This window comes from Asanoa iriomotensis (assembly GCF_016862515.1).
In the GTDB taxonomy this organism is placed as follows: domain Bacteria; phylum Actinomycetota; class Actinomycetes; order Mycobacteriales; family Micromonosporaceae; genus Asanoa; species Asanoa iriomotensis.
Window position 1 is genome coordinate 221457 of record NZ_BONC01000002.1, and the last position, 26005, is coordinate 247461.

Here is a 26005-nt window from a genome sequence, read left to right on the forward strand (position 1 = left end):
CCACAGCGTTGACGTGGGCGCCCGTGAATGAATGGAATGATCGCCATGTCGCAGTCGGCTGGTCGGCATGGAGCGGCACCCCGTTCTGCCACCTGGCATCGAGAAATTGCAAGCGGGATGCGTCGCCCTGCAAACGCTATACCGCGCTATCGCCTTTGGCGAGCCTTGCAATATTTCTCGTCGCGTTCTTTCGGGGCGGCGGTCACTTGCCGATCCCGAGCTCCTGCCGATCTATATCGCGCAGAGCGGCCAACATGACCTCGCGGGGGAGCACCACGATCCGTTCCTCGGCGGCCCGGGCGGCGCGCAGCGCCCGGAGTTCGTGGTCGAGGTGGGCGGTGGCGTCCAACCCCATGACGGCGAACCGTCCGTCGGCGAGCTCGAACACGTCGGGGCAGGTCACGTTCGTGCCGCAGCGCTCCGCGGGGGCCGAGCCGTGGCGGCGAACGATCTTCATCGACTCGCCGGCAACCATGTCGGTCACGCCCATGCCCCCAGGGAAAGAGTCAAAACGGACAAATCCATACTTCCACAGCGCACCGGTACCAACGCGTCCGCTGTCAGGCGTGTCGGCCCGGCATCAGACCATGGTAACCACTAAAAGTGTTTGCGGACGCCCGGGGCAGGGAGATCAGCCCTTGAAGCGAGTCAGAGCTTGGGCTCGACCCAGCCTGTTTCGGTGAGGTGGTGGAGGACCGCGTCCACGGCCTCGTCGACGCTCAGCTGGCTCGTGTCGATCGTGAGTTCCGCGTCGACCGGGGCCTCGTACGGGTCGTCGATGCCCGTCATGCCCTTGATCAGGCCCGCCCGTGCCTTCGCGTACAAGCCCTTGCGGTCCCGGCGCTCGCAGACCTCCAGTGGCGTCGACACGTGGACCAGCACGAAGCCCGCCCCCGCGTCCGTCGCCATCTGGCGGGCCGTTTTCCGGGCCGACGCGTACGGTGCGATCGGGCAGCAGATCGCCATCCCCCGGTGCCGGGCCACCTCGGCCGCCACCCAGCCGATGCGGCGGATGTTCAGGTCGCGGTCTTCCTTGCTGAAGCCCAGGCCGGCCGACAGCTCCCGCCGCACCACGTCACCGTCGAGCAGCGTCACGGTGCGGTCGCCGGTCTCGCGCAGGTGGTCGGCGACGCCCCGCGCCACCGTCGACTTGCCCGAACCCGACAGGCCGGTCATGAAGACCACCAGGCCCCGATGGCGGCGCGCCGGCCGTGCCCGGGCCAGTTCCTTCGCCACCGCCGGCGGGGTGTGCCACTCCGGGAGCGGGAAGCCCCGGTCCAACAGGTCGTCGATCTCGTCGTTCGTGAGCGCCAACCGGCGGTTCCGCGGCGGGATGTCGTCGCGCCAGCGCCACTGGCCGTCGCGGTTGTCGTAGGCCAGTTCCCGCGGCACCAGGACCCGCGGGCCGCCGCCCGAGAGCATCTCGCCCGTCGACAGCAGGTGGGTCACGCCGTAGGCCGAGGCCACCCGGGCCCGCAGCAGCGCGTCCCGGATCTCGTCACCGCGGCGCACCAGCGGCACCGCGACCAGCGTCGCCGGGGGCATCCGGTCGCGGGCCGCGAACACCGTGCGGACCAGCACCTCGGGTGACAAACCACCGGGGCCGGCATCGCCGACCGGGATCAGGACCAACAGATGTGCGGCGAGGGTACGCGCCGCGTGCGCGATCTGCGCCAGCTGCGGCCGGTGCAGCGGGCGGTCGGCGACCACGCCCAGCACCCGGCCCGGTGGCAGCAGGTCGCGGACCTCGGCCGGTGTGCGTCGCAGCCGCTGGAACGGGCCGTGCCGGCCGTCGCCGAGCTGGCGGACCGTGCCACCCACCCCGTAGCGGCCGTCGCGCGTCGGCCACGCGTCGTTGACCTCCAGCGCCGCGATCGGGGCGCCCTCCTGGTCGGTCAGGACGACCGACCGCTGCGCCGGATCCGACAGCTCCAGGCCGAGCGCCAAGCCCTCCGGGATCTCCAGGGTCACCGGTAGGGGCCACGGCGTCCCGTCCTCCAGGCGCCCCCGCCGCTGCAGCGACAACAGGTCGATCCGACCCAGGAAGCCGGTGAGCGGGGCGTACGCGCCGGAGAGCAGCAGCTCAAGGTCCGCGAGCTCGGACGGCCGGGGGTTGTACGCCGGCGCGTCGCGCAGCATCTCGTCGGGCATCAGCCACCCGCGCTCGCTCAACCCCAACCCCCTCTTGTCCATCCGCGCCCAAAGTGTCTCAGCACCGTACCGTCAGGGTCGAGCGGACCCACACAACCCGCACCCCTTAATGGCGGGATCGGGGGTGCGCCGGATCCCCGGCAGTGACGTTGGGTCATACGCTGAGGCGCGTGACACTCATCGCGACCGAGTCGCTCACCAAGACGTACGGCGGCCGGGTGACCGCGCTGTCCGACCTGACGGTCAGCGTCGAGCCGGGGATCATCGGGCTGGTCGGCGCCAACGGCGCGGGCAAGTCCACGTTGATCAAGATCCTGCTCGGCCTGCTGCCGCCGACTTCTGGGCGGGTCCAGGTGCTGGGGCTGGATCCGACCGTCGACCCGATGGGCGTCCGGGCCCGGGTCGGCTACATGCCTGAGCACGACAGCCTGCCGCCCGACCTGTCCGCCGCCGAGCTGGTGACCCACCTCGGCCGGATGAGCGGGCTGCCCAAGACCACAGCGCGTGAGCGCGCGTCCGAGGCGCTGCGCCACGTCGGCCTCTACGAGGAGCGCTACCGGCAGGTCGGTGGCTACTCCACCGGCATGAAGCAGCGGGTCAAGCTGGCCCAGGCCCTCGTACACGATCCCGATCTTCTGCTCCTCGACGAGCCGACCAACGGCCTCGACCCGGCCGGCCGCGACGCGATGCTCACGCTCGTGCAGCGGATCGGCACCGAGTTCGGCATCTCCGTCGTGGTCTGCTCCCACCTGCTCGGCGAGGTCGAGCGGATCTGCGACCACCTCATCGCGATCGACGGCGGCAAGCTGCTGCGCTCCGACAACGTCTCCGCGATGACCACCTCGACCGACGTGCTGGTCGTCGAGGTGAGCGAGGGCGACGGGGAGTTGGAGGCCCGGCTGCTCGAGATGCGGCTGCCGGTCACCCGCGACGGGCACGCGCTGCTCATTCCACTGGAAGACGACCTGACGTACGACCGCATCCTGACCGCGGTGGCCGATCTCGACCTGCCGCTGCACCGACTCGACCAGCGCCGCCACCGGGTGGCCGAGCTCTTCGCCGACCGGGAGGCCGCGCATGTCTAGCCCCGCGGGTGTCATTCACGACATCGGATATCAGCGGTACGACGGCGAACGGCTCGGCCGCGGCGACACGTTCCTCGCGCTGTACAGCCAGAGCTTGCGCACCGTGTTCGGCCTGGGTCGCAGCTTCAAGGCCAAGATCTTCCCGTGGCTGGTCGTCGCCGTCGTGGCGATCGTGGGCATCGTGGTGATGGCCATCCGGTCGCAGACGGGCGAGGTCGTCCTCACGTACGCGATGTTCCCGCAGGTCCTGAGCACCCTTCTCGTGCTCTTCGTGGCGATCGCCGCGCCCGAGCTGGTCTCCCGCGACCTGCACAGCGGGGTCCTGCCGCTCTACTTCTCCCGACCCCTGCGCCCGGCCGACTACGCGATGGCGAAGCTCGCCGCGCTGGTCACCGGCATCGTGCTGGTCTTCGGCGGCGGCCAGATCCTGGTCTTCATCGGCGCCGCGTTCTCGGTCAAGGGCTTCGGCAACGTGATGAACGAGTTGGCCGACATGGGGCTCGGGATCATCTACACGGCGCTGTACGCGCTGGTCTTCGGCAGCATCGCGGTCCTGATCGCGTCGCTGCTCAAGCGGCGCGCGGTGGCCGCGGCCGCGATCGTCGGCTCGTTCCTGGTCACCGCGCCGATCGTGGGGGTGCTCAGCATCCTGCCGTCGGAGTCGGTGCGCGAGCTCGCCGGGCTGGTCAACCCGGTCAGCCTGGTCAGCGGTGTCGGCGACTGGCTCTTCGAGCCGTCCAACGAAGCCGGCTTCGGTGTCGGGTCGTTCGGGCCGCTGTACGCCCTGGTCACCATCGGCCTCATCGCGGCGTGCGCCACGCTGCTGGTCACCCGCTACCGGAAGGTGTCGCAGTCATGAGCGTCGAAGTAACGGGGGTTTCCCGCTGGTACGGCAACGTGGTGGCCGTCAACGACGTGACCATGTCGCTCGGCGCCGGCGTGACCGGGCTGCTCGGCCCCAACGGCGCGGGCAAGACCACGCTGCTGCACATGATGGCCGGCTTCCTGCCGCCGTCGCGCGGCACGCTGACCGTCGACGGGGAGTCGACCTGGCGGAACCCCGCCGTCTACCGCAAGCTCGGCCTGGTCAGCGAGCGCGAGTCGGTGCACGCGTACCTCAGCGCCGAGGAGTTCGTGCTCGTCAGCGCCAAGCTGCACGGCCTGCCCGACCCGGCCGCGGCCACGGCGCGGGCGCTCGACCTGGTCGAGATGGCGCAGTTCAAGGACCGCCGGATCGGCACCTACTCCAAGGGCATGCGGCAGCGCACCCGGGTCGCCGCCGCCCTGGTGCACGAGCCCGACGTCCTGCTGCTCGACGAGCCGTTCAACGGCATGGACCCGCGGCAGCGGATGCACATGATGGACCTGCTCAACCGGCTCGGCCAGGACGGGCGCACCATCCTGTTCAGCTCGCACATCCTCGAAGAGGTCGAGCAGTTGTCGGGGATCGTGCAGGTGATGGTCTCGGGCCGGCTCGCGGCGTCCGGCGACTACCGGACGATCCGCCGGCTGATGACCAACCGGCCGCACGTCTTCGCGGTGCAGTCCACCGACGACCGGCGGCTGGCGGTCGCACTCATGCACCAGCCGTCGGTCAACGGCGTCGACCTGACCCGCGAGGGTCTGACCGTGCGCGCCGGCGACTACGGCAGCTTCACCCGGGCGCTGCCCCGGATCGCGCTCAAGGAGGGCATCCGGGTGCGCCGGTTGCTGCCCTCCGACGAGTCCCTGGAAAGCGTCTTCTCTTACCTGGTGGAGGCCTGATGTCCACGGTCGCCTGGATCACCACGCGCGGCCTCCTCGGCCGGCGGCGGTTCCTGTTGCTGCTGCCCCTGCCCATCCTCATGGTCGGCATCGCGCTGATCCCGCGGTTCAACGGGATCAACGCGTCGGACTGGACCCAGCCCGTCATCGTGGCGCTCGGCTTCACGACGCTGCTCCCGATCGTCGCGCTGATCGTCGGCACGGGCGTGCTCGGCGCGGAGATCGACGACGGCACGATCACGCACATCCTGTCGAAGCCGCTGGCCCGCTGGCGGATCGTCGTGCCGAAGCTGCTGGTCGCGATCGGGGTCACGGCGGCCACCGCGGCTGTTCCCTTCTACATCGTGGGCGCGCTGGCGTCGGGTCCCCGGCTGGGGCTCGGCCTGATCGTGGGCTCCACGGTCGGCGCGGTGCTCTATTCGACGATCTTCGTCGCGTTGAGCCTGATCTCCCGCCGGCCGGTGCTGCTCGGCCTGGTCTACGTGATCGTCTGGGAGGGCCTGCTGTCGAACCTGGTCAGCGGCACCCGGGTGCTCTCGGTGCAGCAGTACGCGCTGACCATCGCCGACAAGGCATCCTCTTCGCCCCTGCTGAGCGGCAACGTCTCCTTCACGGTCGCGGTCGTGATGAGCATCGTGGTCGCGGTCGGCTTCCTGGCACTGGCGATCCGCCGCCTGGAGTCGTTCTCGGTGACGGGCGAGACGAGCTAGGGACGGGCTGCATCGCGTCGACCACCGCGACGCCGCGGTGAGGCGCGGCCCGCCGCGGTGAGGCGCGGCGCCGCGGTGAGGCGCGGCCCGCCGCGGTGAGGCGCGGGCCAGCCGACGGCACACCCTCGCCCAGCCCGGCCAGCGCGTCGAGGCGTCCCTAAGGCAGCGCGCTCGGCACCAACCACTCCGGTAGGCCGCGTCGGAGCGCGACCAGGAGCGAGATGACGATCCCGCCGAGGATCATCAGACCTAGACCGGTCAGCCCGCCGTAGCGGCTGGGCTGGCCGGTCTTTCTGTCCGGTGCCGGGTCCTCGGGCTCGGCCCACGGGCGTTCGGCGCGTAGCCACAGCAGCACGCCGAGCCCGAACGGCAACCCGCCCAGGAAGAACCAGAACCATCGGGTGCCGAGCTTCGGCGCCGGCCCCTGGATCAGGATCGCCAGGCAGATCAGGGTGATCACCACGGCCAGGACCGGGGCGAAGTAGGGCAGGACGGTGCCGCGCTGACTGTCCGGCATCGCCGCGCGGAGATCGTCGGCCGGGTTGGGCTCCACCACCACGTCGCCGCGCGGGCCTGGCTCGGTGACGACGTCGGGGATGAGCGTGTAGTGCACCCGCCCAAAGCCGGTGCGCCAGACGAGCACCGGGTCGACCCCGTCGGCGTCGAGCGAAAACCGTAGTCGCCCGAACCAGAGCGTCTCGCCGAACGAGTCGGCCCACTGGTGCGCGACGATCCGGCCGGCCGCCGCGTCGGCCCGCGCCTCGTCGAGGGTCGCCGCGCGCGGTGCCGTCCACCACGCGGCGACCGCCCACACCAGCCAGAGCAGGGCCAGCGCGACCCGCGTCGCCGGAACCACCTGCGGCCTGACCCGCCGCAACACATCAACCCCCGTCATGGTGCTGATGGTCGCAGGCGGGTCCGACAGAAACAATCAGCCCGTGTTGCGCATCCCGGCCGCGATGCCGTTGACCGTGGTCAACAGCGCCCGTTCCAGCGCCTGCCCGTCGCCGGGCGCGCGCCGCCCGCCGGGAGCCGTCGCCACCGTCCGGCCGGCCGCACCGGAGTCGCGGTATTGCCGCAACAGGGCGACCTGCAGGTGGTGCAGCGGCTCGAGGTAGGAGTCGCGGACGGCCAGCGTGCGCTGGAGCACCGTGTTGTTCTCCAGCAGCGCCGGCGAACCCGTGATCGCGAGCACCTCGCGCTTCGTCAGCTCGTACTCCTCCTCGATCGTCTCGAAGATCCGCCGCAGCGGCTCGGGCACCAACGTCTCCACGTACCGCCGCGAGATGTTGAGGTCGGTCTTGGTCAGCATCATCTCGACGTTGGAGAGGAACGTCCGGAAGAAGTGCCACTCACCGTGCATCTCCGCGAGCACGGGCGCGAGGCCGGCGGCACGGGCGGCCTGCAGGCCGGAACCCACGCCGAACCAGCCGGGCACGATCTGCCGCGACTGCGTCCAGCCGAACACCCACGGGATCGCCCGGAGCCCGCCCAGACCGGCGTTGGCGTTGGGCCGCTTGGCCGGCCGGGAGCCGATGTTGAGCGCGCCGAGCAGCTCGGTCGGCGTCGAGGCCCAGAAATAGTCGGGCAGGTCAGGATCTTCGACCAGGCCGCGGTACGCCGAGAAGGCGGACGCGGACACGACGTCCATCGCGTCGTCCCACTTGGACAGCATCTCCTGCGGCTGGCGCGGCTCGGTGTGCAGCAGCGTCGCCTGGAGCACGGCCGCCACGGTCAGCTCCAGGTTTTCCCTGGCCAGCGCGGGCAGCGTGTATTTGTCGGAGATGACCTCGCCCTGCTCGGTGACCTTGATCGAGCCGTCCAGGGTGCCGTAGGGCTGGGCCAGGATCGCCTCGTGGGTCGGGCCACCGCCCCGCCCGACGGTGCCGCCGCGACCGTGGAAGAGCGTGAGGCGCACGCCATGCCGGGCCGCGACGTCGCGGAGCGCGCGCTGCGCCCGGTGGATGGACCACTGCGAGGTGGTGATGCCGGCTTCCTTGTTGGAGTCGGAGTAGCCCAGCATGACCTCCTGCACGTCGCCCCGCGCCCGCACCAGCGTGCGGTAGGCCGGCAGCGACAGCAGCTCGTCGAGCAGCTCACCGCCCGCGTTGAGCTCGGCCGGCGTCTCCAGCAGCGGCACGAAGCCGACGTCGGCGCGGTTGCCGTGCACGTCGACCAGGCCGGCCTCGCGGGCCAGCACGGCAGCGGCGAGCACGTCGTCGACGCCCAACGTCATCGAGATGATGTAGGACTCGATGACCTCGGGGCCGAACCGGTCCTGTGCCTCGCGGATGGCGGTGAACACGTCGAACGTCTTGCGCGCGCCGTCGGTCAACGCGGTGCCGACCCCGGCCAGCGGCCGGCGGCCGGCCAGCTCGGTGGCGAGCAGCTTGGTGCGCTCGTCGCGGGGCAGGCTGCGGTAGTCGGCCACCTCGCCGACGTGGCCGTAGAGCTGGGCCAGCACCAGGTGGTGGGCCTCGGCGTGCTCGCGGATGTCCATGGTGGCCAGGTGCAGGCCGAACGCCGACATGGTGCGGATCGCGCTGGCAAGCTTGCCGACGGCGGTGAGCTGGCCGGCGTTGCGGGCCAGCGACGCGCGCATCAGCTCGAGATCGGCGATGAGCTCGGTGTTGCCGCGGTAGTCGCGGCCCGGCACGTGCGCGGTGCCGCGGGCCAGCCGCAGCCGGGTGTTGGCCAGCTTGGCCTTCACGCAGCGGGCCTTGAGCCGGTAGGGCTCCTCGGCGTTGACCCGGCGGAACCGCTCGGCGACCTCGGGCAGGTTGTCGAGGTCGCGGGCCAGGCTCGCGGACAGGTCCAGGGACACGCCGCGCAGCCGCCGGGACACCGAGACCTCGTTGATCAGGTCGTCGAGGGCCTGCTCGGTGGCCTGGATGCCGTGCTCGTACTGGATGAGAAGCACGTCGCGGGTGACCGCCGGTGTCACGAACGGGTTGCCGTCGCGGTCGCCGCCGATCCAGGTGCCGAAGGTCAGCGGCCGCGCGGTCGGCGAGGTCTCGATGCCGAGCCGGCGCAGGGTGTCGGCCAGGTCGTCGAGCACCTGCGGCGCGGCGTCGGCGTAGAGGTCGCGCAGGTAGTAGATCGCGTTGCGGGCCTCGTCGGTCGGGTCGGGCCGGTCGAGCCGCAGCTCGTCGGTCTGCCAGAGCAGGTCGAGCAGCTCGGCGAGGCGGCGGTCGTCGGCGTGCGGCGGTGCACCGAACAGGACGCTCTCGGCGGCCTCGGCGTCGAGCTCGTCGGCGACGGCGCGCAGCTTGGACAGGATCGACCGCCGGGCGGCCTCGGTCGGGTGGGCGGTGAACACGGGCCGCACCGCGAGCCGCCGGCCGGCGGCCGCGATCTCGTCGGCCGGGACGCCGCGCTCGGCGATCAGCTTGGCGGCCTGGTCGAGCCAGCCGCCCTGGGTCGCCCGCTGCCGGCGCAGCTCGCGGGCGCGGTGCACCTGCTCGGTGATGTTGGCGAGGTGGAAGTAGGTGGAGAAGGCCCGGGCGAGCTTGGTGCCGGTGGTGACGTCCATCGAGCTCAGTCGGGTCGCGGCGGCCTCGGCGTCGCTGCGCACGAGGGCACGGATCTCCTCGACGAGGTCGAGCAGCGGGCGGCCTTCCTGGCGGGCCAGCGTGTGGCCGAGCAGGGTGCCAAGCCGGCGGATGTCGGCTCGGAGGGCGGCGTCCGGGTCGTCGGGGGTGGTCGGACCGGTGGGGTCGGACACGGGTGCGCTCCTTACGGCGGTGCAGGGCGGACAGCGCTGTCCCGTGCTTGATGATGCTACCTGCGCCGGCTGGGCAGGCGTGCGGTGTGGGCCGCGCGAATTGCGTGGTTAATCCCGTTTGCGAGGCTAGCTAGCCTGCTTGCATGGATTACCCAGCCAAGCCGCGACCCGGGTCGCGCGTCGCGGTGATCTCACCCTCCGCGGGCCTGCCCGCTCTCTTCCCCACGGTGTACGAGCTGGGGCTGCGCCGCCTGCGGACGGAGTTCGGGCTGGAGCCGGTGGAATATCCGACGACCCGGGTCATGGGCGCGTCCCCGGCCGACCGGGCCCGGGACGTCATGGCGGCGTTCGCGGACCCGTCGATCTCCGCGGTCCTGTCCACGATCGGCGGCGACGACCAGTTGCGCCTGCTGCGGTTCCTCGACCCGGAGGTGCTGCGGGCCAACCCGAAGCCGTTCCTGGGCTATTCGGACAACACCACGCTGCTCAACTACCTCAGCGGCCTCGGCATCGTCAGCTACCACGGCGGCTCGATCCTGGTGCACTTCGGCCGGGCCGGGGCCATGCACCCCCTGACCGCCGAGTCGCTGTCCGCGGCGCTGTTCACTTCCGACTGGTACGACCTGACGGAGTCGCCGGACTACACGGACGAGTCCATCTCGTGGCAGACGCCCGACTACGAGTCGCAGACGCAGCCGATGTTCCCGTCGTCGGGCTGGCAGTGGCACGGCGCGGGCGGCGCGGCCGGCGGCCGCCTGTGGGGCGGCAACATCGAGGTCCTGACGTGGCTGCTCGCGGCGGACGTGGTCGCCGCACCACCCCCGAACGCGATCTTCTTCACGGAGACGTCGGAGGACATGCCGCCGGCGACGGAGGTCTACTACATGCTCCGCAACCTGGGGGAACGCGGCTGGCTGGGCCAGTTCCCGGCGATCCTGGTCGGCCGGGCGAAATGCTGGGAACTGCTCGACAAGCGACTGTCCCCGGACGCCAAGCGCGCGTATGCGGAAGAACAACGGGCGGCGGTGCTGCGCGCGGTAGGCGAATACGCCCCGAACGCGATCGTGGTCCTGGACCTCGACATCGGCCACACAGACCCGCAACTGGTCCTCCCCTACGGCGGCGAGGCCGAGGTCGACGCAGACGCGCGGCGGATCCGGGTGCACTACTGACCGCGGGTCAACTCCAATAGGCGGGACGCGTGAGCACGGGCCCGCTCGGCCGCCCGACCCTGGGCGGCAACTGGGCCCGGCGCAGCTTCGCGTCGCCGATCGTGAAAGATCCGTCGGCCAGTCGGCGTAGCGCATCCGACCGCCGTCGTGGCGGGAACGCGGCGACAACCCGCTTCCCGCCGCCGAGCTTCCGGATTTCGTTGATCGCCGGTGCGAGATCCGCGTCCGCGGAGATCAGTAAGGCCGTGTCGAACCGGTCCAGCAATGCGTCCCGCACCATCGCAACAGCCAAGTTGACGTCACTTTCCTTCTCCTCGTAAGACCGTCGCCGCGACCCGCAGGTATTGCAAACGATCATTCGTTCCTGGAACCGCCCTTCGACGATCTCCAGCACCGACGAGTGCGCGGCGAGCGCGGCCAGGTATTTCTGCTGACGATCAGCACTCCGCGGCTGGTCACGAACCCGGGCGGTGAAGTAACGAACCCCGCGGAGTCGCTGGTCGGGCCGCAGCAGCGAGGTGGCGAGTGCTTCCAGGTCGAGCCAGTGCAACTGCCGTCCGAAGCGCTCGCGCAAGCCGTGGTAGAGGTTGAAGCCATCCACATACGCGATTACGCGGTGCACCGCTTCCTCCCTTGTTCCGCTACACTTGTCTCACCCCGCCAGGGCTTCGCCGCCCTGGCCCGACGGCCCCCGCAAGGGGGCCGTTTCTTTGCCAACGTGGCGGGACGCTAGCGACGGTCCCGCGCGGGCGCTGCCCCGATGCGGCCATCTTGCGGAACAAATCGGGCACCAGCACCGTTCAAGCGCCCGGAGAAACGCAGACGCGTCGTGTCGTACCCCCGGCGTACGCTTGAACCCGCACGTCGCACCCCCCTGCCTACCCGGCTGGGGGGCCGTCCTGCGTGCCCGAGAGGATCATCCATGCTTCATGGTCTGTTGGCCGCGGCCCTGGGTGACGCGGGGTTGGCCCGTGCGCGCGACCTTGCCCGCGCCGGCTTCCCCGACGCCGACGGGCTCGATCTCACCGCGCCCGCCGCCCTTCGTCCGTTCGTCGTCGCCGCCGTCGCGGCCGAGGCCGACGGTGCCGATCGCCCCGTGCTCGCCGTCACCGCCACCAGCCGCGAGGCCGACGATCTCGCCGCCGCGCTCGGCAGCCTGCTGCCCGCGGACCAGGTCGTCAGCTATCCCGCCTGGGAGACCCTGCCCCACGAGCGGCTGTCGCCTCGCTCCGACACCGTCGGGCGCCGGCTCGCCGTCCTGCGGCGGCTCGCCCACCCCGGCGACAACCCCGTCAAGGTCGTCGTCGCACCCGTCCGCAGCATGCTGCAGCCTCAGCTCAAGCGGCTCGGTGACCTCGAGCCCGTCGAGCTGCGCACCGGCGCCGAGGCCGAGCTCGACGACGTCGCGCACCGGCTCAACGACATGGCGTACGCCCGGGTCGATCTGGTGACCAAGCGCGGCGAGTTCGCCGTACGCGGCGGGATTCTCGACGTGTTCCCGCCCACCGACGAGCACCCCTCCCGCGTCGAGTTCTGGGGTGACCAGGTCGACGAGATCCGCACCTTCGCCGTCGCCGACCAGCGCACCATCGACAAGGTCGAGACCATGTTCGCGCCGCCGTGCCGCGAGCTGCTGCTGACCGACGACGTCCGAAACAAGGCGCGACAGCTCAGCGAGAAGCACCCCGAACTCCTCGAGATCCTCGACAAGCTCGCCGAGGGCATCCCCGTCGAGGGCATGGAGTCGCTGGCCCCGGCGCTCGTCGGCACTGACCAGCTCGAGCTCCTCGTCAACTGCATGCCACCGAACACCCACGTGCTGCTCTGCGACCCCGAGCGCATCCGGACCCGGGCGCACGACCTCGTGCGCACCAGTGACGAGTTTCTCCAGGCCTCCTGGGCCGCGGCCGCCGTCGGCGGGCAGGCGCCGATCGACCTCGGCGCCGCCGCTTTCAAGACCCTGGCCGAAGTGCGGCACGCGGCCGAGGCGCTTCGGCAGCCCTGGTGGTCCGTGTCGCCGTTCGGGCTCGTGGAGAGCGTCGTCGAGGCCGAGCCGCAGCCCTGGGAAGACCCCGTCGAGGCCGTCACCGTCACCCCCGACACCGGCGACGCGATCGCCCTCGCCGCCCAGCCGACCGCCCTCTACCACGGCGAGACCGAGCGCGTGATCAAGGACGTCGCGCAGTGGCGCACCGAGGGGTGGGCCGTCGCGCTCGTCTTCGAGGGGCACGGGCCGGCGCAACGGGCCGTCGAGGTCATGCGCGACGCCGGTCTCGGCGCCGTGCTCACCGAGGGCATCGACGCACCGCCGAAGGCCGGCGATGTGCTGGTCACCTGCGGCGGGCTCAACCACGGTTTCGTCGACGAGGCGTCCAAGCTGGTCGTGCTGACCGGCAACGACGTGACCGGCGGGCGCGGCGCGACCACCCGCGACATGCGCAAGATGCCGTCGCGGCGGCGCAACACCATCGACCCGCTCGAGCTGCGCAACGGCGACTTCGTCGTGCACGAGCAGCACGGCATCGGCAAATACGTGGAGCTCGTGCAGCGCGTCGTCAACGGCGCGAGCCGCGAATACCTGGTCATCGAGTACGCGCCCAGCAAGAAGAACCAGCCCGGCGACCGCCTGTACGTGCCGACGGACCAGCTCGACCAGCTCTCCCGCTACGTCGGCGGCGAGACGCCGGCCCTGCACAAGATGGGCGGCTCCGACTGGCAGAAGGCCAGGGCGCGGGCCCGCAAGGCCGTCCGCGAGATCGCCGCGCAGCTCATCCAGCTGTACGCCGCCCGCAAGGCGTCCAAGGGCCACGCTTTCGGTCCCGACACGCCGTGGCAGCGCGAGCTGGAAGACGCCTTCCCGTGGACCGAGACGCCCGACCAGCTCAGCGCGATCGACGAGGTCAAGCGCGACATGGAGCAGGCGATCCCGATGGACCGGCTGATCTGCGGCGACGTCGGCTACGGCAAGACCGAGATCGCGGTACGCGCGGCGTTCAAGGCCGTGCAGGACGGCAAGCAGGTCGCCGTGCTCGTCCCGACGACGCTGCTCGCGCAGCAGCACTTCAACACGTTCACCGACCGGATGAACCAGTTCCCGATACAGATCCGGCAACTGTCCCGGTTCCAGACGCCGAAGGAGGCCGAGCAGACGCTCGACATGGCCGCCGCCGGCACCGCCGACATCGTGATCGGCACCCACCGGCTGCTGCAGTCGGCGACCCGGTTCAAGAACCTCGGCATGATCGTCGTCGACGAGGAGCAGCGCTTCGGCGTCGAGCACAAGGAGCAGCTCAAGTCCCTGCGCACGTCGGTCGACGTGCTGACCATGTCGGCGACGCCGATCCCGCGCACGCTGGAGATGGCGATCACCGGCATCCGGGAGATGTCGACGATCGCGACCCCGCCGGAGGAGCGGCACCCGGTGCTGACCTTCGTCGGCGCGCACGACGACCGCCAGGTCGCCGCGGCCGTCCACCGCGAGCTGCTCCGCGACGGGCAGGTCTTCTACCTGCACAACCGGGTCGAGTCGATCGACCGGGCCGCGCGCCGGCTGCGTGAGCTGGTGCCCGAGGCGCGGGTCGCGGTGGCGCACGGCCAGATGGGCGAGGACGCCCTGGAGAAGGTCATGGTCGGCTTCTGGGAGAAGGAGTACGACGTCCTGGTCTGCACCACGATCGTCGAGTCCGGCATCGACATCCCCAACGCCAACACGCTGATCGTGGAGCGGGCCGACCTGCTCGGCCTTGCCCAGCTGCACCAGATCCGCGGCCGGGTCGGCCGGGGCCGGGAGCGGGCGTACGCGTATTTCCTCTACCCGCCGGACAAGCCATTGACCGAGCACGCCCACGAGCGGCTGGCCACCATCGCACAGCACACCGAGCTGGGCGCCGGCATGTACGTGGCGATGAAGGACCTCGAGATCCGCGGCGCCGGCAACCTGCTCGGCGGTGAGCAGTCCGGTCACATCGAGGGCGTCGGGTTCGACCTCTACGTGCGGATGGTCGGCGAGGCCGTGTCGGCGTTCAAGGGCGAGAAGCCCGAGGAGGACCTCGACTTCAAGATCGACCTGCCGGTCGACGCCCACCTGCCGCACGACTACATCGCGGTCGAGCGGCTGCGCCTGGAGATGTACCGCAAGCTCGCCGAGGCCCGCACCGCCGAGCAGCTCGACGCGATCGTGGCCGAGCTGACCGACCGCTACGGCGAGCCGCCGGAGCCGGTCAGGAACCTGGTGGCGATCGCCCGGTTCCGACTGGTGATGCGCTCCCACGGGATCACCGACGTGTCGGTGCAGGGCCGCCACCTGCGGTTCTCGCCGGTGCCGCTGCCCGATTCCCGGCAGTTGCGGCTCAAGCGCTACCACCCGGACTCGGTCTACAAGTCGGCGATCGACCAGGTCAGCGTGCCCCGCCCGACGACGAGGAGGGTCGGCGGCGAGCCGCTGCGCGACCAGGCGCTGCTGCAGTGGTGCGAGCAGCTGGTCCGGGACGTGCTGGGGTGAGAACCGGCCGGCGAGAACGGCGTGAGAGAGTGTCGACCATGCTTCGTGCCCGCCGCATCGCGTCGATCGTGGTCGTCGCCGCCCTCGGTCTGGGCGGCCTGGCGGCCTGCCGCTCCGAGCCGTCCGTCGCCGCCTACCTGGGCGACCGGAAGGTGACCGAAGACCAGGTCACGCAGATCTTCGACGGGGCGCAGGCGGCCGCGTCCGCGACGCCGGCGGCCGAGGAGCAGCAGCAGCCGGGCACCGAGCCGACCAAGTCGCCGGGCCCGGCGGTCAGCCGCCAGCAGGTCGTCGACCTCGAGGTCAGCCTCGACCTGGGCCGCAAGGTCGCCGCCGAGCAGGGCGTGCAGCCGATGAACGCGGTCACCGCCGACCAGGTGGCGGCCGAGCTGGGCGTCCCGGCGACCACCCAGTACGTCAAGGACTACACCGAGTGGGTCAACCTCTCGCAGGGCATCTTCGCCAAGATGGGCAGCAACGTCCCGGCCGTCACCGAGGACCAGTTGCGCGGCGTGTACGACGCCCTGGTCAAGGTCGAGGCGATCGAGGCGGGCTTCGACCTGGCGCAGATCAAGCAGGCGTTCGGCAACGGTGAGTTCGTCGCGGCCGCGTACCAGCTCACCGGCATGCTGGAGAAGGCGGCGTCGGCCAGCGACACCACAGTCAACCCCCGTTACCTGCCGCTGTCGGCCCCGATGGTGGTCTCCTCGCAGCAGGGCGCGGTCTTCTACGACCTCCCGTACCTCGACGGCAGCGACGCGGTCTCCGACCGCGCCTAGCCAGCACGGTGCGCATCCTCCTGCTGGTCACCTCCCCGCGGCTGCCCGCGGGGCTGCTGACCGCCGAGGCCTGGGACGCCGTGCGGGCGCAGCCCGTGCTGGCCGCGGCCGAGAGCCCGCTGACCGACGCCGTGCGGGCCGCCGGCGGCGCGGTGACGATCGTGCCGCCACGGGTCGACGCGCTGCTGGAGCACGCCCGGGAGTCCGACGTCATCTGGCTGGCCGGGCCGACCGGCGACCCCGACCTGGCCCGTGAGCTGGGCGTACGCCTGGCCCGCCAGCCCGGTCTGGCCGAGCTGGAGGTGACCTACGGCTCCTGGGACCCGGCCGGCGCCCGCCTGCTCGACGCGGTCGCCGTGATGGACCGCCTCTACTCGCCCGGCGGCGACCCGTGGAAGCGGGCACAGACCCATCAGTCGCTGGCCCAGTTCATGCTGGAAGAGGCGTACGAGGCCTACGACGCGATCGAGGCCGAGGACCTCGCCGGGCTCCGCGAGGAGTTGGGCGACGTGCTGCTCCAGGTGGTCCTGCACGCCCGGCTGGCCGAGGACCTGCCCGAGGACCAGCGGTGGTCGGTCGACGACGTCGCCGCCGGCCTGGTCGACAAGATGATCCGCCGGAACCCGCACGTGTTCGCGGGCACCGAGGTCGGCTCGATCGACGAGATCATCAAGAACTGGGAGCAGATCAAGAAGGCGGAGAAGTCCCGCGACTCGGCGATGGACGGGGTCGCGCTTTCGCAGCCGGCGCTGGCGCTGGCCGCCAAGTTCCTGCAGCGGGCGGAGCGGGCGCACCTCGACGTGGCCCTCCCGGAGGGCGACGACCTGGGCTCCCGGCTGCTGCGGCTGGTCGCGGCGGCCCGGGCCGCGGGCGAGGACCCGGAGGCCGCGCTGCGGGCCGCCGCACTCCGCTATGCCGAGGCCGTCAGGGCCGCCGAGCGCTCCTGATCAGGGGATGCCAGGCCGAAGGCCAGGCCCGCTGCGACGATCAGCACCCCCAGTGCCGGGCCGAACCCGGGCAGCGCCGTCGCCATCACGGCGGCGGTGACCAGCGTGGCGACCGGCATCAGCCCGACCAGGATGCCGGCCCGCTCGACGCCGAGCCGCTCCAGCCCGATGAACCAGACCACGAACGCGGCGACCGTCATCAGGCCGGCGAGGTAGACCAGAGCGCCGGCCTCGGCCGCCGTCGGCAGGCGCCACGCCGCGGGTTCGCCGGCCACCAGCGCACCCACCAGCAGCAACGGCACCGCCAGCGCGCAGGAGTAGGCCGCCACCCGCACGGCACCGAGCCGCGGCAGGACGACGGCGGCCAGCAGCGAGAACAGGATCTCCCCGACCAGCGCCCCGCCCGCGCCGAGCAGCCCGATCGGCGTCGCCCGGCCGGTGCCCTCGACCAGCGCCGTGCCACCGACGACCACCACCGCGGCGGCCACGATCCGCGCGCTCGGCCGCGCCCGCGACCCCGCCACCAGCGGCCCGAGCAGGGCCAGCCCGAGTGGCGCGACCCCGATGACGGTGCCGACCACCGCCGGTTCGGTGTCGTGGTGCAGGGCCAGCATGATGCACGCGTTGAAGCCGGCCATCCCGGTCGCCGCCACGACGAGCAGGATGCCCAGCTCACGCGGGGTGGGGCGGACGCCGGGGCGGGCACCGCCGAGCTGGGGAAACCGGTGCGCGATCAGGAAGAGCACGGCGGCCGCGGCTGTGTAGCGCAGCGCCTGCGCGGTCAGCGTCGGGTAGTCCAGCAGCAACTGGCTCACCGCGACCGAGCTGCCGACGAGCGTCATGCCGAGCACGCAGAAGCCGACGGCGGTGCCCTTGGAGATGGTCATGGGACCGACGCTATGAGCAGAATGGTCCGCTAGACAGGTCCACTCGCAACCCCGTTGAGGAGACCACATGGAGGCGCTGCTCGACCTCGACCGGTCCAGCCCGGGCCTCGGCGACCAACTCGCCGCGGCGCTGCGGGCGGCGATCGCCGACGGGCGGCTGGCGCCCGGCACCCGGCTGCCGTCCAGCCGCCAGCTCGCCACCGACCTGCGCGTCTCCCGAGGGGTGGTGGTCGGCGCATACGAGCAGCTCATCGCCGAGGGCCGGCTACTCGCCGAACGCGGTTCAGGCACCGCCGTCAGCTCTGCACCCAGATCCGCACCTTCCAATGCGGGTGGTGCGTATCTGGATGCAGAGCAAAGCCACGGCGGAGCGTTCGGCGGGAACCTGCCCCCCGATCTGCGACCCGGCCAGCCCGACCTGGCGGCCTTCCCCCGTGCCGCCTGGCGTCGTGCCTACGAGCGCGCACTCGCGGAGGCCACCGCGCAGGATCTCGGCTACACCGGTGTGACCGGCGCGCCCCGGCTGAGGCAGACCCTCGCCGACTATCTCGGCCGCGTCCGGGCCGCCCGGCTGACCGCCGGCGACATCGTGGTCACCACCGGCGCCGCGCAGGCGTTCGCGCTGGTCGCCCATCATCTGCGGCAGGCCGGCGCCACCCGGTTCGGTGTCGAGGAGCCGGGCAGCCCCAGCATCCGCACGCACATGCTCGCGCAGGGTCTGACCCTGGTGCCGATCCCGGTCGACGGCGACGGCCTGGATGTCGCCGCGCTGCGGGCCGGCGACGTGCAGGCCGTCATGGTCACGCCCGCGCACCAGTACCCGACCGGTGTCGTGCTGGCGCCACACCGGCGGGCGGCGCTGATCGACTGGGCCAGGGAGACCGGCGGGCTGATCGTCGAGGACGACTACGACGCCGAGTTCCGATACGACCGTGACCCGGTCGGCTGTCTGCAGGGTCTCGCGCCGGACGTGGTCGCGCACCTCGGCTCGGCCAGCAAGGCGCTCGCACCGGCGCTGCGGCTCGGCTGGCTGTGCCCGCCGCGCGACCGGCTCGTGTCGATCGTCGCCGCCAAGGCGGCCGCGGACTACGGCGGCCCGACCCTCGAACAGCTCGCGTTCGCCGACCTGCTGGCCACCGGCGGCTACGACCGCCAGCTCCGGCACGCCCGCCGGGCACACCGGCGACGCCGGGACGCGCTCGTCGCCGCGATCGGCACGTACCTCCCGGGTTGCCGGGTGCACGGTGTCGCCGCCGGCCTGCACCTGGTGGTCGAGCTGCCGCCGGGCACCGACGACGCCGCGCTGGGCGCGAAAGCCCATGCCGCGGGCCTCGGACCGGTGCCGCTGTCCGCGACGCGGCTCACCCCGGGCGGACCACCCGGTTTGGTCATCGGGTACGCGGGGCAGACACCGGACCGCCTCACGGCCTGCGTACGCCGGCTGAGCGAACTCGTCTAGGTTGGACTCCATGCCCGACTTCGTGCCTCTCGCCGAGCGGATCGTCGACGCGCTGCTCGACAGCGACCCGCACCTCGCCGCGTCCGCCGGCGACCATCGCCTCGACGGCGAGCTGCCCGACCTGTCCGCCGACGCGGTCCTGGCCCGGTTCGCGATGCTGCGCGACGCGAGCGGCGCGCTGGCCGAGGTCGACAGCGACGCGCTCGACACGCAGGAGCAGGTCGACCACGCGATCCTCGCCGCCCGCGTCGAGCGTGGCATGTTCGAGCTGTCCGAGGTGCGCGAGCACGAGTGGAACCCGCTCACGCACAACCCGGGCGACCTGATCCACGAGCTGATCGCGCGCCCGTTCGCCCCGGTCGACGTGCGCCTGGAGAGCCTGACCCAGCGCCTCGAAGCCGTGCCCGACGCGCTGGCCACCGCGCGCGCGGCGCTCAAGGACATGCCGCGGATCCACGTCGAGACCGCGATCGGCCAGTTCGCCGGCACCGCCGCGCTGGTCCGGGACGAGGTGCCGGCGATGCTCGACGAGGCGCCGCCGATGCGGGCGACCGTCGAGCCGGCGGCGGCCCGGGCGGTCGCGGCGCTCACCGAGTTCGCCGACTGGCTGCGCGAGCAGTTGCCGGCCGCCGAGCGCGACCCGCGGCTGGGTCGGCGGCTCTGGGAGGCCCGGCTCTGGCACACCCTCGACACCGAGCTGACCGCCGACCAGGTGCTGGCCAAGGCCCGGGAAAATCTGGTGCGCGTCGGCGAGGACCTGCGCCGCGCCGCCGCCGAGCTGACCGGTGGGCCGGCGACCGACGAGACCGTGCGCGAGGCGCTCGGCCGACTCGGCGCCGAGCACCCCGACAACGACACGATCGTCGAGCTGGCGAAGGCGACGATGGTCGAGACCACCGACTTCGTACGCGAACACGACCTGGTCACGCTCGTCGACGACCCGTGCGTGATCCAGGAGATGCCGGAGTTCGCCCGCGGCGTCGCCGTCGCCTACTGCGACTCGCCGGGCCAGCTCGAGACCGCGGAGCTGCCGACGTTCTACTGCATCTCGCCGACGCCGGCCGACTGGTCGCCGGAGCGGGTGGAGTCGTTCTACCGCGAATACAACAACCACATGATCCGCAACCTGACCGTGCACGAGGCGATGCCGGGCCACTACCTGCAGCTCGCCCACTCGCGCCGGTTCCAGGGCACCACCCGGGTCCGCAAGCTCGGCGTCTCCGGCCCGTTCGCGGAGGGCTGGGCGGTGTACGCCGAGGAGGTGATGGCCGGGCTGCGCTTCGGCGGCCTGCCGATCCGCCTCCAGCAGCTCAAGATGCAGCTGCGGATGACCATCAACGCGATCCTCGACCAAGCCGTCCACTGTGACGGGATGACGCAGGACGCGGCGATGGCGCTGATGACCGGCCCCGGCTTCCAGGAAGAGGGCGAGGCGGCCGGCAAGTGGCGCCGCGCGCTGCTCACCTCGACGCAGCTGTCCACGTACTTCGTCGGCTACCAGGAGATCCTCGACACCGCGCTGCGCCGCCCGGCCGGCACGTCCACGCGGGCCTGGCACGACGCGATGATCGCCCACGGCTCGCCGCCGCCGCGTCACCTGCCCCTGCTGCTGGGTGTGTCGTGAACCTCGACGAGCTGCCCACCGTCGAGTTCGGCTTTCCCGGCCCGCTGCGCGACAAGTTGGTGGCGGCGATCCTGTCGGGCGCGAAGACCAGCACCTCGGCGCTGCTCGCCGGCTACGTGGACGAGCCGCTGCCGGTCGCGGGCGAGGTGTCCGCGGTGCTCGACTCGGCCGGCAACCGGGTCGCCGCCATCGAGCTCACCGAGGTGCGCGTGGTCCGGCTCGGCGACGTCGACCTGCGGCACGCGATCGACGAGGGCGAGGGCTTCATCTCCGTGGCCGAGTGGCGGGCCGACCACGAGGAGTTCTGGCACAGCCCCGAGGTCCGCGCCGAGCTCGGCGACCCCGGCTTCACAGTGGACGACGACACGCCGATCGTCAGCCAGCGGTTCCGCCTGCTGACTTAGCGGCGGCGTCGATCAGCCAGCGGGAGATCGAGTACTTCGGCGGCAGCGCGTCGGGCAGTTCGCGCAGCGGCCACCAGCGGGCCTCGGCCAGCTCCTTGCCGTCGATCACCGGCTCGGCGCCTGGCGCGGCCGTGGCCATGAAGCCCGTGAGGATCACACCCGGGCCGGACATCGCCCACGGCTGACTGCCGAAATAGCGCAGCCCGTCGACGGTCAGCCCGACCTCCTCGGCCACCTCGCGGTGCACCGCCTCCTCCAGCGACTCGCCGGCCTCGACGAAGCCGGCCACCAGCGCCCACAGCTCGGTCGGCCCGTACGTGTGCTTGACCAGAAGGATCTCGTCGCCCCGGCGGATCGCCGTCAGGATCGCGGGGGAGAGCTGCATCGGGACATACAGGTCACAACCCGGACACCGCCGAGCATGCTCATCGGGTACGTCGGTCAGCTCGGTCGCGCACGCCCCGCAGAACCGGTGGCTGCGTCGCCACGTCACGATCTGTAAGGCCCGCCCGGCCAGCGCGGCCAGCGGCTCGTCGAGCGTCGCGGCGAGTGACGGCCAGGCCCGCCACCGGCCTAGCGAGTCGATCTTCTCGGGCAGCCCGGCGGCCCAGACGCGTACGCCGTCCAGAGCACCGAGCGGCACCCAGGTCACGTCGTCGGGCAGCCCGGCGACGTCGGCGTGGCGCGGGAACGGCGCCAACAGGCGGCGACCAGCGACGAGCACGCAGTGGTCAGCAGGACTGGGTGGCGCCACGCCCACCGCGTCGGGCACGAACCGGCTCACGGAGTCCAAGGTAGCGCCCGATACCCTTCTTCGGGACGCAGCGTCGCGGCCGTGAGACCACGACATCAACACACGGCAGGAGTCGTAAACAGTGGGCACCATTGAGGCAATCGAGGCCCGGGAGATCCTGGACTCGCGCGGCAACCCCACCGTCGAGGTCGAGATCGGGCTCGACGACGGCACGATCGCGCGGGCCGCGGTGCCGTCGGGTGCGTCGACCGGCGCGTTCGAGGCGCTGGAGCTGCGCGACGGCGACCAGCAGCGCTACAACGGCAAGGGCGTCGAGAAGGCCGTTTCCAACATCGAGGACCAGATCGTCGACCAGCTCATCGGGTTCGACGCCAGCGAGCAGCGGCTGATCGACCAGAAGATGCTCGACATCGACGGCACCCCCGACAAGTCGCAGCTCGGCGCCAACGCCATCCTCGGCGTGTCGCTGGCCGTCGCCAAGGCGGCCGCCGGTTCCGCGGGGCTGAGCCTGTTCCGCTACCTCGGCGGGCCCAACGCGCACCTGCTGCCGGTGCCGATGATGAACATCCTCAACGGCGGCGCCCACGCCGACTCGAACGTCGACGTGCAGGAGTTCATGATCGCGCCGATCGGCGCGCCGACCTTCCGTGAGGCCGTCCGTTCGGGCGCCGAGGTCTACCACGCGCTCAAGACCGTGCTGAAGGCCAAGGGCCTGTCCACGGGCCTGGGCGACGAGGGTGGCTTCGCGCCGAGCCTGCCGACCAACGCCGCGGCGCTCGACCTGATCGCGGAGGCGGTCGAGAAGGCCGGCTACCGGCTCGGCACCGACATCGTGCTCGCGCTCGACGTGGCCGCGACCGAGTTCTTCGCCGACGGCGTCTACACGTTCGAGGGCGAGAAGCGCAGCTCCGACGAGATGAGCGCCTACTACGAGAAGCTCGTCGCGGACTACCCGATCGTGTCCATCGAGGACCCACTGGCCGAGGACGACTGGGCCGGCTGGTCCGGGTTCACCGCGCGGGTCGGCGACCGGGTGCAGATCGTCGGCGACGACCTGTTCGTCACCAACCCGCAGCGGATCGCCCGCGGCATCGCCGAGCGCGCCGCCAACGCCGTGCTGGTCAAGGTCAACCAGATCGGCTCGCTGACCGAGACGTTCGACGCGGTCGACCTGGCGCACCGGGCCGGCTTCTCGACGATGATGAGCCACCGCTCCGGCGAGACCGAGGACACCACGATCGCCGACCTCGCGGTCGCGGTGGGCTCCGGCCAGATCAAGACCGGCGCGCCGGCCCGGTCCGACCGGGTCGCCAAGTACAACCAGCTCCTCAGGATCGAAGAGGAACTCGCGGACGCGGCGCGCTACGCCGGTGCCGGCGCGTTCCCGAGGTACCGTTCGGCTAGCTGACCCCGCGTGCGTCCGGGGCCTCCGCGGAGGCCCCGGCGCGCCGGGACCTCGGGGGAGGGGGTGTCGGGTTGTGACGCAGCGCCGCATGCCGAGCGGTCAGGGGCCCTCCCGCCGCCCGACCGGCAGCGCCGCCCGGGGTTCCACGGGGCGTGGGTCCGCGAGGTCGACCGCACGTGAGCCGACCGCGGTCGGCACCGCGCGCGCGGCCAACACACCGCGCAAGGCCACGCGGCCGGCCGCCCGCCGGGCCGGCACCGCGGCCGCCACCAGCAGCGCCCGGCGCACCGCGGCACCACAGCCGCGCCGGCTCACCGGCCGGGCGACCGTGCTCGTCGCGGTGCTGATCGCGCTGGCGCTCGCGTACACGTATCCGATCCGGGTCTATCTCAACCAGCAGTCCGACATCGCGGAGATGCAATCGGCGCAGGCCGCGCAGCGCGAGAAGATCAAGGAGCTGCAGGACCAGGCCGCGCTCTGGAAAGACCCGAACTACATCAAGACCCAGGCGAGGAGCCGCTTCTTCATGGTCCTCCCCGGCGAAGAGCTGCTGATCCTGCTCTCCGACCCGGACGGCGCCGCCCGCGACGCGGGTCTGCCGCCGCCGGGCGCGACGCCACCGGAGCCCGATCCCTGGTACGACACGCTCTGGTCGAGCGTCGAGGCCGCCAACGCGGAGAGTGCCCGATGATTCCTCCACCTGTGCGCGAGGAGGCTTCCACGCGCGACCGGGCGGCCGTGGCAGCCCAGCTCGGGCGTCCGCCGCGGGCCATCCGGAACGTCGCGCACCGCTGCCCGTGCGGGCTGCCCGACGTCGTGGAGACGACGCCGCGGCTCGCCGACGGCACCCCGTTCCCGACGCTGTTCTACCTGACCTGCCCGCGGGCGACGGCGGCGTGCAGCCGCATCGAGTCCGCCGGGCTGATGAAGGAGATGGCCGCCCGGCTCGCCGACGACCCGGAGCTGGCGGCGCGCTACCGGGCCGCACACGAGGACTACCTGGCGCGGCGCGAGGCGGTCGGGCACGTCGAGGAGATCGAGGGGATCTCGGCCGGCGGCATGCCGGGCCGGGTCAAGTGCCTCCACGTGCTGGTCGCCCACGCGCTCGCCGTCGGCCCGGGCGTCAACCCGTTCGGCGACGAAGCGCTGGAAGAGATCGGGTCGTGGTGGGACGGCGGCCCGTGCGTCGAGGTCGCCGGCTGATGGCCGAGATCGTCGTCCGCCGGGCCCGGACCGGCGACGTGCGGGCCATCCGCCGGCTGATCGACACGTTCAGCACCGGCGGGCGGCTGCTCAGCAAGGCCACGGTGACGCTCTACGAGGACGTGCTCGAGTTCTGGGTCGCGGTCGACGGCTCGACGGTCGTCGGCTGCGGCGCGCTGCACGTGATGTGGGAAGACCTGGCGGAAATCCGCACGGTCGCGGTCGACTCGGCACACCAGGGCCGCAAGATCGGCGTCGACCTGGTGACCGCGCTGCTGGCCGCGGCCCGCGACGTCGGCGTCCGGCGGGTGTTCGTGCTCACGTTCGAGACGGAGTTCTTCGGCCGGTTCGGTTTCCGCGAGATCGACGGCGCCCCGGTGCCGCCCGCGGTGTACGAGCAGCTCCTGCGCTCGTACGACGAAGGTGTTGCCGAGTTCCTCGACCTGGAAAGGGTGAAACCCAACACCCTGGGCAACACGCGGATGCTGCTGCACCTCTCGTAGTGTCGACCTTGTGACCCGGGTAGCTGCCATCGACTGTGGGACCAACTCCATCCGCCTGCTCGTCGCGGACATCGGCCCCGACGGCCGCCTCGTCGACGTGACCCGCCGGATGGAGATCGTCCGGCTCGGCCAGGGAGTCGACCAGACCGGCCGGCTGGCCCCGGAGGCGATCGAGCGGACCCGGGTGGCGCTGGCGGACTACACGGCCCAGATCCGGGCGCTCGGTGCGTCCCGGGTGCGGATGTGCGCGACGTCGGCGTCCCGGGACGCGGCCAACGCGGGCGAGTTCACCGGGATGGTGCTGACCACGCTCGGGGTCGCGCCGGAGGTGGTGACGGGCGACGAGGAAGCGCGGCTGTCCTACACGGGTGCGGTGCGCGGCCTGGTCGCGCCGGCGCCGTACCTGATCGTCGACATCGGCGGCGGGTCGACGGAGTTCGTCACGGGCTCGTCGGCCGCGGGCCCGGACGCGGCGATCTCGATGGACATCGGCTGCGTCCGGATGACGGAACGGCACCTGCACAGCACCCCACCGACGGCCGCGGAGGTGGCGGCGGCGGAAGCCGACATCGCGGCGGCGGTGGACCACGCGCTGTCCGTGGTTCCGGGCCGGCACGCGGCGACGCTGGTCGGGCTCGCGGGTTCGGTCACGACGGTGGTGGGCATCGCCCTGGACCTCCCCGGGTACGACCCGAAACGCATCCACCACGCCCGCGTCTCCTACGACGACGTGGCCAAGGTGACGGCGGACCTGCTCTCGAAAACCCCGGCGGAGCGCCTCGAAAACCCGATCATGCACCCGGGCCGCGCGGACGTGATCGGCGCGGGCGCCCTGGTCCTCCGCGTCATCATGGAACGCGCCGGCATGTCGTCGGTGGTGGCCTCAGAACACGACATCCTGGACGGCATCGCCTACAGCCTGGTCTAACGGCC

Annotated in this window: 23 protein-coding genes; 16 read left to right on the plus strand and 7 right to left on the minus strand. The window is 71.8% G+C overall.

Translation table 11 applies throughout. The features are described from left to right. Nucleotides 1-202: 202 nt before the first annotated feature. A complete protein-coding gene (locus Air01nite_RS02790) occupies nucleotides 203-490 on the minus strand; it encodes a hypothetical protein (RefSeq protein ID WP_239090440.1) in 288 nt (95 codons plus the stop codon). A 158-nt stretch (nucleotides 491-648) separates the two neighbouring features. After that, nucleotides 649-2151, minus strand: a complete 1503-nt coding sequence (cysC, locus tag Air01nite_RS02795) for an adenylyl-sulfate kinase (protein ID WP_239090450.1) — start codon at nucleotides 2149-2151, stop codon at nucleotides 649-651. 170 nt (nucleotides 2152-2321) lie between these two features. Here cysC and Air01nite_RS02800 point away from each other — a divergent pair, with 170 nt between their 5' ends. Genes Air01nite_RS02800 through Air01nite_RS02815 form a run of 4 tightly spaced genes read left to right on the plus strand, consistent with a single transcriptional unit; the run spans nucleotide 2322 to nucleotide 5710 of the window. Beyond that, a complete protein-coding gene (locus Air01nite_RS02800) occupies nucleotides 2322-3236 on the plus strand; it encodes an ABC transporter ATP-binding protein (RefSeq protein ID WP_203700168.1) in 915 nt (304 codons plus the stop codon). Continuing rightward, a complete protein-coding gene (locus tag Air01nite_RS02805; protein WP_203700169.1) occupies nucleotides 3229-4095 on the plus strand; it encodes an ABC transporter permease in 867 nt (288 codons plus the stop codon). The genes Air01nite_RS02800 and Air01nite_RS02805 overlap by 8 nt, the downstream gene beginning before the upstream one ends. Beyond that, nucleotides 4092-5000, plus strand: coding sequence for an ABC transporter ATP-binding protein (locus Air01nite_RS02810; protein WP_203700170.1), 909 nt, complete (start codon nucleotides 4092-4094; stop codon nucleotides 4998-5000). The genes Air01nite_RS02805 and Air01nite_RS02810 overlap by 4 nt, the downstream gene beginning before the upstream one ends. Beyond that, entirely contained in the window at nucleotides 5000-5710 is a 711-nt protein-coding gene (locus tag Air01nite_RS02815; protein WP_203700171.1) for an ABC transporter permease, read from the plus strand. The genes Air01nite_RS02810 and Air01nite_RS02815 overlap by 1 nt, the downstream gene beginning before the upstream one ends. Before the next feature lie 157 nt (nucleotides 5711-5867). Here Air01nite_RS02815 and Air01nite_RS02820 read toward each other — a convergent pair whose 3' ends face one another. After that, nucleotides 5868-6605 carry a hypothetical protein gene (locus tag Air01nite_RS02820; protein ID WP_203700172.1) on the minus strand — a complete coding sequence of 246 codons (738 nt, stop codon included), beginning with the start codon at nucleotides 6603-6605 and terminating at the stop codon, nucleotides 5868-5870. Between the two features lie 36 nt (nucleotides 6606-6641). Beyond that, complete coding sequence (gene ppc, locus Air01nite_RS02825; RefSeq protein ID WP_203700173.1) at nucleotides 6642-9434, minus strand: phosphoenolpyruvate carboxylase; 2793 nt, start codon at nucleotides 9432-9434, stop codon at nucleotides 6642-6644. Nucleotides 9435-9577: 143 nt separating this feature from the next. Here ppc and Air01nite_RS02830 point away from each other — a divergent pair, with 143 nt between their 5' ends. After that, entirely contained in the window at nucleotides 9578-10606 is a 1029-nt protein-coding gene (locus Air01nite_RS02830) for a S66 family peptidase (protein ID WP_203700174.1), read from the plus strand. 7 nt (nucleotides 10607-10613) lie between these two features. On the opposite strand, the gene Air01nite_RS02835 is transcribed toward Air01nite_RS02830, so the two are convergent. Beyond that, a complete protein-coding gene (locus Air01nite_RS02835; protein WP_203700175.1) occupies nucleotides 10614-11228 on the minus strand; it encodes an NYN domain-containing protein in 615 nt (204 codons plus the stop codon). 300 nt (nucleotides 11229-11528) lie between these two features. Here Air01nite_RS02835 and mfd point away from each other — a divergent pair, with 300 nt between their 5' ends. The 3 genes from mfd to Air01nite_RS02850 are packed head-to-tail and all read left to right on the plus strand — an operon-like array spanning nucleotide 11529 to nucleotide 16833. Continuing rightward, entirely contained in the window at nucleotides 11529-15107 is a 3579-nt protein-coding gene (gene mfd, locus Air01nite_RS02840; RefSeq protein ID WP_203700176.1) for a transcription-repair coupling factor, read from the plus strand. 38 nt (nucleotides 15108-15145) lie between these two features. Then, nucleotides 15146-15886 carry a hypothetical protein gene (locus Air01nite_RS02845; RefSeq protein WP_203700177.1) on the plus strand — a complete coding sequence of 247 codons (741 nt, stop codon included), beginning with the start codon at nucleotides 15146-15148 and terminating at the stop codon, nucleotides 15884-15886. 8 nt (nucleotides 15887-15894) lie between these two features. Then, nucleotides 15895-16833, plus strand: coding sequence for a nucleoside triphosphate pyrophosphohydrolase (locus tag Air01nite_RS02850; protein WP_203700178.1), 939 nt, complete (start codon nucleotides 15895-15897; stop codon nucleotides 16831-16833). Here the strand turns inward: Air01nite_RS02850 and Air01nite_RS02855 are convergent. Beyond that, nucleotides 16797-17720: an EamA family transporter gene (locus Air01nite_RS02855; RefSeq protein WP_203700179.1), complete on the minus strand. Its 924-nt coding sequence runs from the start codon at nucleotides 17718-17720 to the stop codon at nucleotides 16797-16799. The genes Air01nite_RS02850 and Air01nite_RS02855 overlap by 37 nt on opposite strands. A 67-nt stretch (nucleotides 17721-17787) precedes the next feature. Between Air01nite_RS02855 and pdxR the strand changes: the two genes are divergently transcribed. The 3 genes from pdxR to Air01nite_RS02870 are packed head-to-tail and all read left to right on the plus strand — an operon-like array spanning nucleotide 17788 to nucleotide 21207. Next, entirely contained in the window at nucleotides 17788-19179 is a 1392-nt protein-coding gene (gene pdxR / locus Air01nite_RS02860) for a MocR-like pyridoxine biosynthesis transcription factor PdxR (protein WP_203700180.1), read from the plus strand. Between the two features lie 10 nt (nucleotides 19180-19189). Beyond that, nucleotides 19190-20803, plus strand: coding sequence for a DUF885 domain-containing protein (locus Air01nite_RS02865; RefSeq protein WP_203700181.1), 1614 nt, complete (start codon nucleotides 19190-19192; stop codon nucleotides 20801-20803). Continuing rightward, nucleotides 20800-21207 carry an ASCH domain-containing protein gene (locus Air01nite_RS02870; RefSeq protein WP_203700182.1) on the plus strand — a complete coding sequence of 136 codons (408 nt, stop codon included), beginning with the start codon at nucleotides 20800-20802 and terminating at the stop codon, nucleotides 21205-21207. Before Air01nite_RS02865 ends, Air01nite_RS02870 begins: the two co-directional genes overlap by 4 nt. Here the strand turns inward: Air01nite_RS02870 and nudC are convergent. Then, nucleotides 21179-21991: an NAD(+) diphosphatase gene (gene nudC, locus Air01nite_RS02875; RefSeq protein ID WP_239090441.1), complete on the minus strand. Its 813-nt coding sequence runs from the start codon at nucleotides 21989-21991 to the stop codon at nucleotides 21179-21181. The genes Air01nite_RS02870 and nudC overlap by 29 nt on opposite strands. 91 nt (nucleotides 21992-22082) lie before the next feature. Between nudC and eno the strand changes: the two genes are divergently transcribed. The 5 genes from eno (at nucleotide 22083) to Air01nite_RS02900 (ending at nucleotide 26000) form a co-directional block, all read left to right on the plus strand. Continuing rightward, a complete protein-coding gene (gene eno, locus Air01nite_RS02880; protein WP_203700184.1) occupies nucleotides 22083-23369 on the plus strand; it encodes a phosphopyruvate hydratase in 1287 nt (428 codons plus the stop codon). 70 nt (nucleotides 23370-23439) lie between these two features. Further along, nucleotides 23440-24057, plus strand: coding sequence for an FtsB family cell division protein (locus Air01nite_RS02885; protein ID WP_203700185.1), 618 nt, complete (start codon nucleotides 23440-23442; stop codon nucleotides 24055-24057). After that, on the plus strand, nucleotides 24054-24569 hold the full coding sequence (locus Air01nite_RS02890; RefSeq protein WP_203700186.1) for a DUF501 domain-containing protein: 516 nt from the start codon (nucleotides 24054-24056) through the stop codon (nucleotides 24567-24569). Before Air01nite_RS02885 ends, Air01nite_RS02890 begins: the two co-directional genes overlap by 4 nt. Then, nucleotides 24569-25072 (plus strand): amino-acid N-acetyltransferase, encoded by a 504-nt coding sequence (locus Air01nite_RS02895; protein WP_203700187.1) that lies wholly within the window; start codon nucleotides 24569-24571, stop codon nucleotides 25070-25072. The genes Air01nite_RS02890 and Air01nite_RS02895 overlap by 1 nt, the downstream gene beginning before the upstream one ends. Nucleotides 25073-25082: 10 nt before the next feature. After that, nucleotides 25083-26000: a Ppx/GppA phosphatase family protein gene (locus Air01nite_RS02900; RefSeq protein ID WP_203700188.1), complete on the plus strand. Its 918-nt coding sequence runs from the start codon at nucleotides 25083-25085 to the stop codon at nucleotides 25998-26000. Nucleotides 26001-26005 lie beyond the last annotated feature (5 nt).